Below are 12,627 nucleotides of genomic sequence, written 5' to 3' on the forward strand. Positions count from 1 at the left end.
ACCCGCGCGACCACGGCGGACGGTGCAGCGGTCGTGGTCAGCCTCGGGTGTCGGCTCCGCCGCGCCGCGCCGCCCAGCGCCGCCGGACGGCGTCCTCGTGTTCCGACTGCTCCAGGGCCAGTTCGACAGCCGTCAGGTCCTGTTGGAGGCGGGGGATCCGGTGCCGGCGCAGTGCCCTGACCCGCACCAGGGTGGTGCGCATGCGGACCTCGACGAGACGGGAAGCGGTCGCCGCGGCTCCGTATCGGGCGGCCGTGGCGACCGCCGCACGGTAGGCGGTACGGGCATGCACCAGCGCGGTGTTGCCGGGAGCGGCGTTGGACGCGGCTGCGGTGCCCGGGGATACGGCGGTCCGGGCGGGGTGCCGTACGCCCAGAGTGTCCTCCCACTCGACGGTGATGTCCGCGGCTGAGACGCGTGAGGCGGTCCGCAGGGCGTTCTCGCCGCCGAGCAGCAGTCCGCGCAGCAGCCATGTCTCGGCCTCCCGGACCCGTGCCTCCCACTCGTCACGGGCTGTTGCTTCGGCTCGCCGCAGGTCCGCCAGTTCGGTGCGCAGGAGGTGGAGTTGCCGGTCGAGCAGGTCCGCCCCGCGGGTGGCGACCTGAAGGCTGCGGCGCAACCGCAGGCGGGCGGCCCGGCCGACGGGGGGAGGAGCGGCCGTCGTCATGGCACGGCTCCGGGAGTGCCGTCGCCGGTCCGTGCGTGCAGCAACGCCGCCGGGAGCATGCCCAGTTCGCTGGGCGGCAGTGTCAGCAGGACCCGCCAGGCACGCTCCAGTGACTCGTCCAGTGCCAGTTTCGTGTCGCGTCCCTGGTGCAGGAAGTCGTGGAGATAGACGGGGTACATGGCGAGGTAGCGCCGGTCGGCCGGGCTCAGGGCCGATTCCCCGGCGAGTTCGGCGAGTTCGCCGGCCTGCCGGGCGCGGGCGAGCGCGGCGATCAACTGGGCTGCCACGTCCAGGTGGTCGGGGCGGGTCCGGCCGGGGCCCGCGCCCTTGCGCATCAGGCGGGAGAGTGAGGCCAGGGCGTCCACGGGCGGGTAGACCCCCGCGGCGTGGATCTGCGGGGAGAGTACGATCTGCCCTTCGGTGATGTACCCGGTGAGGTCGGGCACCGGGTGGGTGATGTCCCCGGCCGGCATGGTCAGGACGGGCAGTACGGTGACCGAACCGGGTCGGCCGATGATGCGCCCGCAGCGTTCGTACAGCGAGGCCAGGTCGCTGTAGAGGTAGCCCGGGTAGGCCCGGCGGGCCGGCACTTCACCGCGAGCCGCGGAGACCTCGCGCAGCGCCTCGGCGTAGGACGTCATGTCCGTCATGATCACCAGTACGTGCCGGCCGCCTCTGAAGGCGAGGTGTTCGGCGACGGTGAGCGCCAGCCGCGGGGTGAGGATGCGCTCGATCACCGGATCGTCGGCGGTGTTGAGCAGTAAGCACAGTTCCCCCGCGGCGGCGCGCTCTTCCAGCGCGTCCCGGACGAAGAACGCGTCCGCGTGGGTCAGGCCCATGCCCGCGAAGACCACGCTGAACCGTTCGCCCGCCGTGGTGGCCTGGGCGGCGATCTGCACCGCGAGTTCGAGGTGCGGCAGCCCGGCGGTGGAGAAGACGGGCAGCTTCTGCCCGCGTACCAGCGTGGTGAGCGCGTCCACCGCGGCGATGCCGGTGAGCACCGGCTCGCCGGGCGGCTGCCGGCGCACGGGGTTGATCGCCATGCCCTCCACCGGTGCGGAGACCGGGCCGAAGACGGGCGGTCCGCCGTCGCGCGGAGCCCCCTTGCCGTCGCACGTGCGGCCCAGCCAGCTCTCCCCGACGGGAACCGTCAGCGGGGAGCCGCTGAACGTCACCCGCAGCCCGGTCGGATCCAGTCCGCCGGTGCCCTCCAGCACCTGGACGACCGCGAGATCGTCCCGCACCTCCAGGACGACACCGTGCCGCCGCTCGCCCGAAGCAAGCGTGATCGTCCCGAACTCGTCCCAGCCGACCCCGCCGACCCCCGCCACCACCACGAGCGGTCCGCGCAGCTCCCGGATCGAGGTGTACCCGACCGGCACCGGGCCGGCGCTCACCGGAGCTCTCCCAGGGCGCGGAGCACGGCATCACCAGCGGCCCGGACGGTGGCGGTGCCGTCCGGCCCGGCTTCCTCGCGGGCCCGCAACAGGGCGGTGAAGCCGGCCTGTTCGACCTCTTCCGGTGGCGTACCGGATGCCACCAGGGACCGGCACCGCTCGACGACGGTGAGCACCGCGTCGGCGAGCGCGGCCGTCTTCGCAGGGGTGCAGTGCGCGTCGTTGGAGGAGAGGGCGCTCTGCTGTAGCAGGCCCTCCCGGACCAGGCGTCCGGCCAGGACACTGACCCGCTCGGGCGCGGGCAGTGCGCCGATACCCACCAGATCCACCAGGTCCGCCAGGCGGTCGGCCTCCGCCAGCAGCCCCGAGACCGCGGCCCGGAGCTCCGCGGTCTCCCGTCCGGCCCGGCTCGGGGCGAGGGCGGAGGCGTCCCGGGAGAACGAGTGCGACCACGACAGCGCGGGGTAGTGGCGGGCGTAGGCCAACTCCCGGTCCAGGGTCCACCGGCAGCGCACACAGCGTTCGGTGTGCGCGGTGACCGGCTCGGCCAGGTCGCCGCCCGGCGGGGAGACGGCCCCGATGACGGTCACCGAGCCGGGACCAGCTCCCAGCGTCGTCACCGCCCCGGCCCGTTCGTAGAAGGCCGCGAGTGCGGACGCCAGACCGGCCGGGTAGCCCTCCTCCGCGGGCAGTTCGCCGGTCCGCGAGCCGAACTCCCGCAGGGCCTCCGCCCAGCGGGAGGTGGAGTCGGCGATGACCACCACGTCGTACCCCATGTCGCGGAAGTACTCGGCGACGGTGGCGCCGGTGTGGATGCTGGCCTCGCGGGCCATCATCGGCATGTTGGACGTATTGGCGACGATCACGGTGCGGTCGGCGAGGCGCCCTCCCGTGCGCGGGTCGGAGAGTTCGGAGAACTCGGCGATGACGTCGGCCATTTCGTTGCCGCGTTCGCCGCAGCCGACGTAGACGATGACATCGGCGTCGCACCACTTGGCGATCTGCTGGAGCAGCACGGTCTTGCCCGTGCCGAAGCCCCCGGGGACCGCGACGGTGCTGCCCCGCGCAACGGGGAAGAGCAGGTCGATCACCCGTTGTCCCGTGGTCAGCGGAGCAACGGCCGGGACCCGCTCGCGGACCGGGCGAGGCCGACGCACCGGCCAGCTGGTCACCGACCGGACCTCGGTGCCGCCCACCACGGCGAGCACCGCCTCTTCCGGATGCTCGGCTTCGGTGGCCACGTACGTGACCTCGCCCCCGCAGCCGGGCGGTACGAGGATCCGGGGCCGCGGCCCGCCCCCGGCGCCGGCCTCTCCGATGACGGCCCCCTCGGGAACCTGCTGACCGGTGACGACGGCCGGAGTGAACCGCCGGCCGCGTCCCGGGGCCGGATTCGCCCCGGCGCCCGGTGTGAGCCGGTCCCCGGCGGCCGTCAGCGGGCGGAGCAGTCCGTCGAACACGCCACCCAGCAGGTCCGGGGAGAGCCGCGCGGAGACCGGAACGCCCAACGGGCGGCCGGTTTGCCCCGGTGCCAGGCCGCCCGTGTACTCGTACGCCTGGACCGTGACCCGGGACGTGGTGATCGCGACCACCTCCGCCGGCAGCCGCGCCGCGCCGAGCAGCACCAGGTCGTTCATGGCGACCCGGCCCGTGTTCTCCAGCTCGACGAGCGGCCCGGCCACCCGCAGGATGCGGGCGGTCGCAGAGCTGCGGGTACCGGGCGCCGCCGTCAGGTCAGCCACAGGGTCTCGATCCCGGCGCCGGAGTGCTCCAGGACACGCCCGGCCACGGCATCCAGGCTCAGATCCGCGCTCCGGCCGTCGGCCGTCCCGATCACACCGCCCTGCGGGTGCTCGGTGACGGTGGCCTCCGGGCCCAGGGCACGGCGGGCCTGCCGGGCCAGCCGGTCGCGCACGGCGGGATACGACGCTTCCCGCCGGCAGCGCCGCACCTGGGCGAACACTGTCCGGCACAGTTCTTCGTACGCCTCCGCCTGAGCCTTCAGCAGCCCGGCCCGGGCCGAGCGGCGGGCTTGAGCCACGGCGGCGGCACTGGCACGTCCGCCCTCGTCCTCTCCCCGGTGGCGTGCTTCGCGGAGCAGGGCAGCCGACCGGGACCGGGCGGCAGCGACGGTCGCCTCGGCGTCGCGTCGCGCCGCCGCCACCAGCCGCTCGGCCTCCTCGTCGGCGGCGCGCAGCAGCGCGGCCCGGACAGGGGCGAGCGGGTCGGCCGCGGCAGTCGGCGCGAAGGTCACGGCGGCATCACCACCGTCAGAGGCTCCGACACGTCCAGGGCATCAGGGCCCAGCGCCGCGGCGGCGGCCGGAGTGAGGATCACCAGGGCCACGTCCGCGGGCAGGTCCCGCCAGAGCGCGCGGACCCGGTCGGGCGCCTCGGCGGGCCGGACCTCCACCCCGGCCAGCGCGAACCCCGTGGTCCGGGCCCGCTCCCCGATGGCGATGACCGCGCCCATGACCTCATGCCCTGCCGATCAGCAGCACGGCGACCACCAGACCGTAGATGGCGATGCCCTCGGCCAGGCCCACGATCACCATCGCCCGGCCGAACAGCTCCGGACGCTCGCTCAGTGCGGCCAGGGCCGCGGCACCGGTGTACGCCACGGCGATCGCCGCGCCGATCGAGGCCCCGGCGACGGCGATGGCGGCGCCGATCAGCGCCGCGGAATTGGTGCCCGACGAACCGGCCGGAGCGGTCGGCGCGGCCTGCGCCGCACCTCCGCTCAGCGCGACCACCAGCAGCGCCAGCGCACCGGCCAGCAGCACCAGGTTCGCCCCGACGGCACACCGCAGCGCGGTCCTGCCGCCGTACCGGCGGGACAGCACGCGCACCGCCCAACAGATCACGACGATGACGGGCAGTGTGACGAGCCAAGCGATCACGACGCCACCTCCGAACGACAGACAGGAAGGCGCCAGGGACGGAACGGGCGGCCCTGGCCCTCGAAGACCCGGGAGAAGAGCTCGAAGTACTCCAGACGCAGCGCCTGCACACCCGCCACCAGCGCCTCCAGCGTGAAGACGAGCGCATTGCCCACGGCGAACAGGGCGACCGCACCCACCACCCCTGCTGGTCCGTGCCCGGCGAGTCCCGTGGTGCCCGCCCAGACGACCTGACCGAGTGCCGCGTGGGTGAGGCCGAAGGCCGCCAGCCGCGCGAAGGAGATGAGGTTCGACAGGATGCGGACGACGCCGTCGAAGAGCTGTACACCGGTTTGTACCAGGCCGGAGACGCCGCGGGCGGTGCCGGAGTAGAGGCCGGCCGCGGCGAGGACGGCACCGGCCGCCGCCCCAGCGGCTCCCGCCGCCACCCACCACGCGAGGTGCCCTGCGGCCCCCGCCACCACCCCCGTGAGCCCAAGGAAGACGGCGCCGCCGGCGATACCGGACAGCGAGTACAGGGCCCCGGAGAAGCCCCGTTCGCGCCACCGGTTCACGGCACCGGCCACGTAGGCGAGAAAGAGCAGGACGGCGCCCACCGCCACCGCCGAGAGGAGCAACTGCCCCGGACTGTGCAGCGGTTCCAGCCACAGCGTGGGCAGCACCCTGGTCGGCCCGAAGAACTCCCCGTAGGCCAGCCCGGCCACGATGCTCAGGGCCCCGGCGGCAGCCATCAGCGGCCAGGTGCCCTGCCACGCCGCCGGCCTGCGGGGACGCCGCACGGCCAGGAAGAGTGCGCCGAACAGCAGCAGCGCACCGTGCCCCACGTCGCCGAACATCATCCCGAACATCACGGCGTACAGGGCCGCGGCTGCCCAGGAGGGGTCGAGGTCGGCGTAGGGAGGGGTGCCGTACGTCGTCACCAGGGACGTGCATGCGCCGCGGACCGGGCCGGTGCGGCGTAGCGCGGTCGGCGGATCGACACCCCGCGGTGCCGCCGTCGGCACCAGCGCGCCACCGAGCCCGGCCAGCCGAGCGCTCAGCGGTGCCACCTCCTCGCGCGGACACCAGCCCGCGAGCGCGGCCACGCTCCCGCGGCGGACCGCGTCGTCAAGCCGCGCCGCCAACTGCTCCTCCCCGGCCATCAGGTCGGTGCGCCCGGCTACCTCCAGCGCATGAGGGTCGGGAGCGGTGGCGGCCAGCGCCGGCGCGGCCGTGCCCGCACGGGGGCCCTGGTGCGACGTGCCCCCAGGGCGTCCGGGACCGCCCGTCCGGTCCAGGTCCACACAGCCGGCATCGGCGAGGCAGACCAGCGCACCCCGCTCGGCCGCCTGCGGAACGACGATCGCCACGCGCTGCATGGCCACCGGGGAGAAGGACTCAGACCAGGACATCGAAGCCCTCCTGGAAGGATGCGCCGTTCGCGGCCAGTTCCAGCGCGCCACGGGTGCGCCACGCATCGGCCGACAGAACCGCGACCGCGCCCACGACGGGATCCATGCCGTACCGGGTACGGCGCGCCATCCTCAGCCCGTCCTGCTCAACATCCCGCCACCACCGCCCCTCCGCCTGCCACAGGGCGGCCGGTTCGTCGATGCCGCGCAGCGCCCACCCGGCCGGCGCCGGGAGCCGGCGCCGGTACTCCCGGAAGTCAGGAGCACGGGAGGCGGAGCCGAGGAGCTGAGCGGCCGGACCCATGGCCGAGGCAGACGGTGCCCGACCGTGCACGAACCGCTCCCTTGCGACGAGCAGGGCGGTCCGGCCCGCCGACCAGCGCGCCGCGCAGGGCACCCGTACCGCGGTTCTGGCGGCTGAGGTCAGCCGCAGCCCCACCGCCAGCTCGGCCGCCGTGCCACCAGGGTCACGCCACGGTGACGTGCTGAGAGCGGTCCGCAGATCTTCTGGCCGTGCGGCGCGAGCGACCCTGTTCCAGGCGGTGGCGAGGGATCCCAGCTCATAGGGGGGTGGTTCTGCCACGCGGCTGCTGAGCTGTCGGTAGCGGGCCTCGATATTGACGATCTCGAAGCCGGACGCCAGCAGACGCAGACAGTCCACCCCGCGCCTCGGCAGCCAGCCGGCGAGTACCCGCAGATGCCAGAGCAGGGTGGCCGTGACCGCCCGCTGCGCTGCCGGCAAGGACATGCCGGTGGTCAGGCGTCCTCGGTAGGGCGTGGTGGCCAGGAGGCGCAGCGCCGCGTCCAGTGATCCGGCGTCCGCGATCCGACAGGCACCGGGCTCACCCGGGCACCGGGTGAGCAGGCCGCGTGCCCGTGTCACCCCCGGCAACCCATGCGGCGCTCACGGGCCGCCGCCCCGCTCCTCGACACCGGGAGGGCGCCCGGCCCGAAGGACGGGCAGGCCGAGTTGGCGGCGTACCTCATCGGTCAGCCGGTCCGCCACGACCGGGATCCGCGCCGCGGCCCGGCGCCTCAGCGCGGCCTCGGCGCGCTGTCCCTCCGCACGAACCGCATCGGCCTCGCGGCGGCCGAGTTCCCGCCGCCGGTCGGCGGCCTGCGCACGCACGCGCTCGAACAGGTCGTCCGCGCGCGCGGTGATGGCGTCCGCGTGCCGGGCGGCGTCTCGGCGGATACGGTCGGCCTCGCTACGCCCGGCGAGGCGGATGGCCTCGGCCTCGACGGCCGTGCGGTCCAACCGGGACAGTGTCGGCGTCAGCTCCGCGGCCAGCTCGGCGGTGCGGTCGGCGGGCACGCCTACGGTCGCCGGGCCCGGGGTGCTGACCGGACGGAAACGCATCAGAAGATCGCGCAAACCGGCCATCGCCGTTCCTCCCTCCGTCGGCCGTGACGCCGATGCGGCCGTACTTTCAGTTTCTCCACGGTGCGGTGAATGGCGCTCGGCAAGGCACCACGGTCACAGGCGCGGAACGATCGCCACCGGGCAGTGGGAGTGGTGCAGCAGGGCGAGTACGGCTGGGCCGAGTGGCATGGGAGCGCGTTGTGGTCGGCGTCCGATGACGAGCAGGCCGGCCTGCGAGCAGGCTCCCAGCAGCACGGGCACGGCCCTGCCGTCGGTCACTTCCTCGATCACCCGCACGTCGGGGAACTTCTCGCGCCACAGGGCCAGGCTCATGGAGAGCAACTCCTTGTCGCCGCTCGCCGTGGGGGCCGTCGCGCCCGGCGAGGTGGCGGGGGCGCCGAGGGGGGTGTCCGGCGTCCGGGCCCGTACGGCGCGTAGCGCCGTGTGATGGGCCGCGGCCGTGGTGAACGCGTAGTCGAGTACGGCGTCGCCCTCGGCGCCCAACTCCTGCACGCCGACGACGATTTCGGGTCCGGGGCCGGTGGACGGTTCCTCCTCGCGGACGGTGACCACCGGGCACTGCGCGCGCCCGAGCACCCGCAGGCTCACGGAGCCCAGGAGGAATCCGGAGATCGTGTCGTGCCCGCGCGATCCGAGTACCAGGAGGGTGGCCGCCTCGCTGCGTTCCGCCAGCGCGTCCGCGGCATCCTCGGAGACCTGCTCGGCCGTCACCGCGATTCCCGGATGCGTCTGGCGGACCAGGGTTTCCGCGCGACTGAGTGCTTCGGCTCCGTAGCGACGCTTTTCGGCATCGGCTCGGGTCGGGGAGGGCGGCCAGGGTTGGGAGACCCAGGAATGGAGGAGGTGGAGGGGAAGGTTCCGTACCGCTGCCTCCTCGGCGCCCCAGCGCACCGCGGGCACACTGTTCCCGGTTCCGTCCAGTCCTACGAGGACCGAGCCGCCCATGTCACACCTCTGCGGAGTCGCTGCGGGAGGACGGGCATCAGGTGCCACCGCCCGTTTGCCGCTCGGTGAAGCCGTGCTCCGAGGCGGCTTCCGAAGGGCCTTCGAGGTGCCGGACATGGGTGTCGGGACCGGGGAAGAAGATCGTGATCTGGTCGTTGTCCGACCAGCGGACGTCATAGGGCGGGGTGCCGTCCGCGTGGTGGAGTCCGACGATTTCCCCGTCCCGGCGGGTGGCGCCCGTGGTCGGGCTCTCGACCACGAGCAGATCGCCGACATGTGCCTTCACTGCCGTCACCGCCTCTGCGCGCGCACCACGATGTCCTGTGCCGAACGTGCCACAGGCGCTCTGTCCGCGTTATGGGGCGAGTTGCCCCGAGAGAAGGCCGTCCGGCCCATGGGACGGGACCGGACGGAACTCGTGCGCGGCGCCTCCGCGCGGTTCACTGAAAGTGACAGGGAGGACGGCAGACGCGGAGGAGCGGAGCGAGACCGCGCACCGCGCCATCAGGGCCCGCGAGAAGTGGGCGGTCCTCCTTGCCGTCGGATGCCGACTCGCCTGCGCGGGCCGGCCCGTTCATGACCCGCAGACAGGGCGAACGGACCGCGCAACCGGATGACTTGGGCCGCGGTGGTCCCCTCGCGGCACGGTCGGCAACCAGGAGATCCGCCATGACCACCACCCCGTTGCTGCAACATCTCCCGCCCAACGGAAGGGACCGGCTGTTGGCGTTCGCCCACGAGGTGTCCTTTGCGGAAGGCACCCGCATCTTCGAGGAGGGCGGCGCCGCGGACCGGTTCTGGATCATCCGCACCGGCTCGGTCAATCTCGACATCCGGATGCCGACCCGACGGCCGGCGGTCGTCGACGTCCTCGGCCCGGGCGACCTGCTGGGCTGGTCGTGGCTGGTGCCGCCGTACCGCTGGCGGATGGGGGCGGAGGCGTTCACCCTCGTGCGGGCCCACGAATTCGACGCGACCCGGGTACGCGCGCTGTGCGAGGCGGACCCGGTCCTGGGGCTGGTGGTGACCCGCCGGGTCCTCGACGTCGTCGCCCGTCGCCTCCTGGCCACCCGGCGCCGTTTGGTCGACCTCGGCGCAACGAGCGCGAGCGGCCCGCCCGCGCCGCCGTGAACGATTCCCACGGCAACTGCGTACGGCTTCAACCGGATACGCGGTCCGTACGCCCTACAGGGGTTGTGCCGAACACCGCACGTTCGATCCGCTGCCGGACGCGCACGGTCAGCGCGGCGAGCGGCTTCGAGACGGTGGCGCGTACCGGCACCGGCGACCGGATTTCCCGGGCCGCGGCCGGGACCTGTGCCACCTCCGCGGTGAGCTGACGCCGGACTTCCTCCAGCGGAAGGGGATACGAACACCGCGACCCACCCCGCATCATCGTCTCCAGCAGCGGCACACTGCCGACCGGGGGCGTCTCGTCGGCCAGGCCGATCACGTCGGTGCAGCCGGGGCGCCGGAAGACCTGCTGACGACCGGGAGCCGTCACCTTCGCCGACGACAGCTTCACGCGTCCGCGTCGGTGCTCCCGGTCGGGGGTGTCGGCGCCCCGGGGACGCGGATGCGGCGCCCGCTGAGGCGGGTTGGCCGGATGGCGATCCACTGGTGCCGGCCGCCGCCTACCCAGGGGGCCGAGTACGCCTGCTCTTCGAACGTGCGGGACTCGTAGAAGCCGGTGACGACTTCGGCGGGCCCGACGGCAAGGACGCTCCATCCCTGGCTGAAGGCGTCGTCGATGTGGTCCACCTCCAGTGCGGCTTCGTGGCCGGCTGCTGTGGCCGGGCCGGAGTCCGCGTGGGTGCGGTAGGCGATCACGTCGTCGACGACGGTGTAGTTGACGGGGAAGACGGCGGGGGTGTCGCCGATGGTGACGGCCACTCTGCCGATGCCGTGCGTGGAGAGCAGTTCGCGGCATTCGGCGGGGCCGAGCACCAGCACCTCGGGGTGGGCCGCGGCTTTGCCGAGGCCCTCTGGGAGGTCGGCCGTGCCGCCCGTCAGGTTGGCGACGGTGGTGTCGAGGGCGTGGGCGAGGCGCAGCAGGAACCCGATGTCCGGTTCGGCCGCGTGCTCCTCGACGTACTGCACATATCCCGGTGAGGCGGCGGCCCGGGTCGCGACCTCCTCGCGGGTCAGCCCCAGTTGCTGCCGGCGCAGTGCGGCGCGCCGGCCCAGGTCGCTGCCGGGCCGACCCGGCGCGGCGCCGGATCCGGGTGCCTGGTCGGTCGTCATCGCGCACACATCCTTCCTTCCAGCAGGTGCGGCCTCGTCTATGCGGACGGGGTTACTCATGCGGCACGATCGCGACGGGACAGGCGGCGTGGTGGACGGCCGCATGGACGACGTGGCCGATGCGGGGGACCGCGTGGCCGATGTGCCGGCGGCCGACGATCAGCAGTTGTGCTCCCGCGGCGCCGTGCAGCAGGGCGGGTGCCGGACTCTCCATCACCACCTGCTCCTCCACCCGCACGTCCCGGAACTTCTCCTGCCACGGGCGCAGCGCCTCCGACAGCTCCTCGCGTGCGATCCCGGCCGCTTCTTCCGCGGCGGTCCGTTCCACGGCACCGCCCCGGTCGTAGGCGAACGGCGGCAGGTTCCTGCCGTGCACGGCGCGGAGCGGGACATCTCGTCGGGCTGCGGTTTCGAAGGCGAAGGCCAGCAGCCGTTCGCTGGGGGCGTGCAGGCTGACACCGACCGCGACGCTGTTGCCGCCCTCGGTCGCCGGGCCGTCCTGTCGGGCCCGCACCAGGACGACGGGGACCGCGACCCGTGGCACCAGGTCGAGGCCGGTGGCCCCCAGTGCGAAGCGCGCCGCCGGGCCCAGCCCCCGCGACCCCAGGACCAGCAGATCCGCTTGCCCGGCGGCTTCGACCAGGGCTTCCAGTGGCGGCGCGCGCACCAGCGACACGTCAACGGGCAGCCCGGGCTGCGCCGACTCGACCGCGGCCCTGGCCTCTTCGAGGATCGGGTCCGGCCAGTGCGGCACTTCCGGCGTCCGTGGCGTGCCCCGCGGCGTCGCCGTGAGGGGTTGCCAGGCGGTCAGGAGCCGCAGGCGGGACTGCCGCAACTGCGCCTCGTGCGCCGCCCACTGAGCTGCCGCCAGGGCCTGGGGCGTACCGTCCACACCGACGGTGATGACGTTCTTCATGAGGGCGACCGGCTTTCCTGTGCTCGTCCTTCGCCGGTCCCGTCCGACGGGCCGCCGCCGGCCGGCTCCGGCTTCAGATCCTCGGACACCAACACCACGCCGTCGAGGCTCGCGCACATCCGTACCAGCACGGGAGCGAGCAACAGGTCGGTCACCGTGCCGTGCAGGGCCACCTGACCCCGATTGACCTCGGCGGTCACGCCCGACGCACCGAGCCGTGCCGTGCGCCCGATGACCTCGCGGGTGATCTCCTCGCGGATCGCGTCGTCCTTGCGCAGGAAGACGCGCAGCAGATCGCTGCGGCTGACGATGCCCAGCAGGACGTCCGCCTCGTCGACCACGGGCAGCCGTTTGACCTGCTGCACCTCCATCAGTCGCGCCGCCTCCACCACCGTCCAGTCCGGATGGGCGCACACCGCCGGTGCGGACATCAGCTCACCGGCGGTACGGCCCTCCGCCCGCGCCCGCTCCCACGCCTCCAGGTGCGGCAGCGGGGTCCTGCCGGACAGATCGGATCGGTCGGCGGCCTTNATGGGCGCACACCGCCGGTGCGGACATCAGCTCACCGGCGGTACGGCCCTCCGCCCGCGCCCGCTCCCACGCCTCCAGGTGCGGCAGCGGGGTCCTGCCGGACAGATCGGATCGGTCGGCGGCCTTGCGCAGCAGATCGGCCTCCGAGACGATGCCGGCCGGCCTGCCGAGGCTGTCGAGCACCGGTACGGCGCTCACCGCGTTGTCGGCGAGCGTCTGCGCGATCTCCTTGAACGGAGTGTCGAGCCGCACG

At 73.7% G+C, this 12,627-nt stretch carries 15 protein-coding genes and 2 pseudogenes; 1 reads left to right on the top strand and 16 read right to left on the bottom strand.

The features are described from left to right. Nucleotides 1-37 precede the first annotated feature (37 nt). The 11 genes and pseudogenes from ACO1BR_RS31195 to ACO1BR_RS31245 all read right to left on the bottom strand — a co-directional run. Nucleotides 38-667 carry a V-type ATP synthase subunit D gene (locus tag ACO1BR_RS31195; RefSeq protein ID WP_426798435.1) on the bottom strand — a complete coding sequence of 210 codons (630 nt, stop codon included), beginning with the start codon at nucleotides 665-667 and terminating at the stop codon, nucleotides 38-40. Then, nucleotides 664-2,064, bottom strand: coding sequence for a V-type ATP synthase subunit B (locus ACO1BR_RS31200; protein WP_426798436.1), 1,401 nt, complete (start codon nucleotides 2,062-2,064; stop codon nucleotides 664-666). The genes ACO1BR_RS31195 and ACO1BR_RS31200 overlap by 4 nt, the downstream gene beginning before the upstream one ends. Beyond that, a complete protein-coding gene (locus ACO1BR_RS31205; protein ID WP_426798437.1) occupies nucleotides 2,061-3,806 on the bottom strand; it encodes a V-type ATP synthase subunit A in 1,746 nt (581 codons plus the stop codon). The genes ACO1BR_RS31200 and ACO1BR_RS31205 overlap by 4 nt, the downstream gene beginning before the upstream one ends. Beyond that, nucleotides 3,794-4,318: a hypothetical protein gene (locus ACO1BR_RS31210; RefSeq protein WP_426798438.1), complete on the bottom strand. Its 525-nt coding sequence runs from the start codon at nucleotides 4,316-4,318 to the stop codon at nucleotides 3,794-3,796. The genes ACO1BR_RS31205 and ACO1BR_RS31210 overlap by 13 nt, the downstream gene beginning before the upstream one ends. Further along, complete coding sequence (locus ACO1BR_RS31215) at nucleotides 4,315-4,536, bottom strand: V-type ATP synthase subunit F (RefSeq protein ID WP_426798439.1); 222 nt, start codon at nucleotides 4,534-4,536, stop codon at nucleotides 4,315-4,317. The genes ACO1BR_RS31210 and ACO1BR_RS31215 overlap by 4 nt, the downstream gene beginning before the upstream one ends. 4 nt (nucleotides 4,537-4,540) lie before the next feature. Then, entirely contained in the window at nucleotides 4,541-4,963 is a 423-nt protein-coding gene (locus ACO1BR_RS31220) for an ATP synthase subunit C (RefSeq protein WP_426798440.1), read from the bottom strand. Then, complete coding sequence (locus ACO1BR_RS31225; RefSeq protein ID WP_426798441.1) at nucleotides 4,960-6,354, bottom strand: V-type ATPase 116kDa subunit family protein; 1,395 nt, start codon at nucleotides 6,352-6,354, stop codon at nucleotides 4,960-4,962. The genes ACO1BR_RS31220 and ACO1BR_RS31225 overlap by 4 nt, the downstream gene beginning before the upstream one ends. Next, on the bottom strand, nucleotides 6,341-7,237 hold the full coding sequence (locus ACO1BR_RS31230; protein WP_426798442.1) for a hypothetical protein: 897 nt from the start codon (nucleotides 7,235-7,237) through the stop codon (nucleotides 6,341-6,343). The genes ACO1BR_RS31225 and ACO1BR_RS31230 overlap by 14 nt, the downstream gene beginning before the upstream one ends. Nucleotides 7,238-7,258: 21 nt before the next feature. Beyond that, on the bottom strand, nucleotides 7,259-7,714 hold the full coding sequence (locus ACO1BR_RS31235; RefSeq protein ID WP_426798443.1) for a hypothetical protein: 456 nt from the start codon (nucleotides 7,712-7,714) through the stop codon (nucleotides 7,259-7,261). 117 nt (nucleotides 7,715-7,831) lie between these two features. Beyond that, nucleotides 7,832-8,683, bottom strand: a complete 852-nt coding sequence (locus tag ACO1BR_RS31240) for a universal stress protein (RefSeq protein WP_426798444.1) — start codon at nucleotides 8,681-8,683, stop codon at nucleotides 7,832-7,834. A 46-nt stretch (nucleotides 8,684-8,729) separates the two neighbouring features. Next, a pseudogene (locus tag ACO1BR_RS31245) lies at nucleotides 8,730-8,969 on the bottom strand (DUF1918 domain-containing protein); the annotation flags it as partial. 383 nt (nucleotides 8,970-9,352) lie between these two features. Between ACO1BR_RS31245 and ACO1BR_RS31250 the strand changes: the two are divergent. Further along, nucleotides 9,353-9,814 (top strand): cyclic nucleotide-binding domain-containing protein, encoded by a 462-nt coding sequence (locus tag ACO1BR_RS31250; protein WP_426798445.1) that lies wholly within the window; start codon nucleotides 9,353-9,355, stop codon nucleotides 9,812-9,814. 28 nt (nucleotides 9,815-9,842) lie between these two features. Here ACO1BR_RS31250 and ACO1BR_RS31255 read toward each other — a convergent pair whose 3' ends face one another. From ACO1BR_RS31255 to ACO1BR_RS31275, 5 genes and pseudogenes are all read right to left on the bottom strand, one after another. Further along, on the bottom strand, nucleotides 9,843-10,208 hold the full coding sequence (locus ACO1BR_RS31255) for a hypothetical protein (protein WP_426798446.1): 366 nt from the start codon (nucleotides 10,206-10,208) through the stop codon (nucleotides 9,843-9,845). Further along, entirely contained in the window at nucleotides 10,205-10,927 is a 723-nt protein-coding gene (locus tag ACO1BR_RS31260; protein WP_426798447.1) for a helix-turn-helix domain-containing protein, read from the bottom strand. The genes ACO1BR_RS31255 and ACO1BR_RS31260 overlap by 4 nt, the downstream gene beginning before the upstream one ends. Nucleotides 10,928-10,979: 52 nt before the next feature. Then, nucleotides 10,980-11,843 (bottom strand): universal stress protein, encoded by an 864-nt coding sequence (locus ACO1BR_RS31265; RefSeq protein ID WP_426798448.1) that lies wholly within the window; start codon nucleotides 11,841-11,843, stop codon nucleotides 10,980-10,982. Further along, the gene (locus ACO1BR_RS31270) at nucleotides 11,840-12,274 is read right to left on the bottom strand and encodes a CBS domain-containing protein (protein ID WP_426798449.1); all 435 of its coding nucleotides are present in this window, start codon (nucleotides 12,272-12,274) and stop codon (nucleotides 11,840-11,842) included. Before ACO1BR_RS31270 ends, ACO1BR_RS31265 begins: the two co-directional genes overlap by 4 nt. 205 nt (nucleotides 12,275-12,479) lie before the next feature. Beyond that, a pseudogene (locus tag ACO1BR_RS31275) lies at nucleotides 12,480-12,626 on the bottom strand (CBS domain-containing protein); the annotation flags it as partial. Between the last annotated feature and the right edge of the window lies 1 nt (nucleotide 12,627).

The sequence above is a fragment of the Streptomyces sp. YGL11-2 genome (assembly GCF_050054615.1).
Classification (GTDB): domain Bacteria; phylum Actinomycetota; class Actinomycetes; order Streptomycetales; family Streptomycetaceae; genus Streptomyces.

Bases quoted from the DNA above. Each gene is read 5' to 3' on its own strand.
- ACO1BR_RS31215 (WP_426798439.1), bottom strand. From the start codon at position 4,536: ATGGGCGCGGTCATCGCCATCGGGGAGCGGGCCCGGACCACGGGGTTC.
- ACO1BR_RS31225 (WP_426798441.1), bottom strand. From the start codon at position 6,354: ATGTCCTGGTCTGAGTCCTTCTCCCCGGTGGCCATGCAGCGCGTGGCG.
- ACO1BR_RS31235 (WP_426798443.1), bottom strand. From the start codon at position 7,714: ATGCGTTTCCGTCCGGTCAGCACCCCGGGCCCGGCGACCGTAGGCGTG.
- ACO1BR_RS31195 (WP_426798435.1), bottom strand. From the start codon at position 667: ATGACGACGGCCGCTCCTCCCCCCGTCGGCCGGGCCGCCCGCCTGCGG.
- ACO1BR_RS31265 (WP_426798448.1), bottom strand. From the start codon at position 11,843: ATGAAGAACGTCATCACCGTCGGTGTGGACGGTACGCCCCAGGCCCTG.
- ACO1BR_RS31270 (WP_426798449.1), bottom strand. From the start codon at position 12,274: ATGTCCGCACCGGCGGTGTGCGCCCATCCGGACTGGACGGTGGTGGAG.
- ACO1BR_RS31240 (WP_426798444.1), bottom strand. From the start codon at position 8,683: ATGGGCGGCTCGGTCCTCGTAGGACTGGACGGAACCGGGAACAGTGTG.
- ACO1BR_RS31250 (WP_426798445.1), top strand. From the start codon at position 9,353: ATGACCACCACCCCGTTGCTGCAACATCTCCCGCCCAACGGAAGGGAC.
- ACO1BR_RS31260 (WP_426798447.1), bottom strand. From the start codon at position 10,927: ATGACGACCGACCAGGCACCCGGATCCGGCGCCGCGCCGGGTCGGCCC.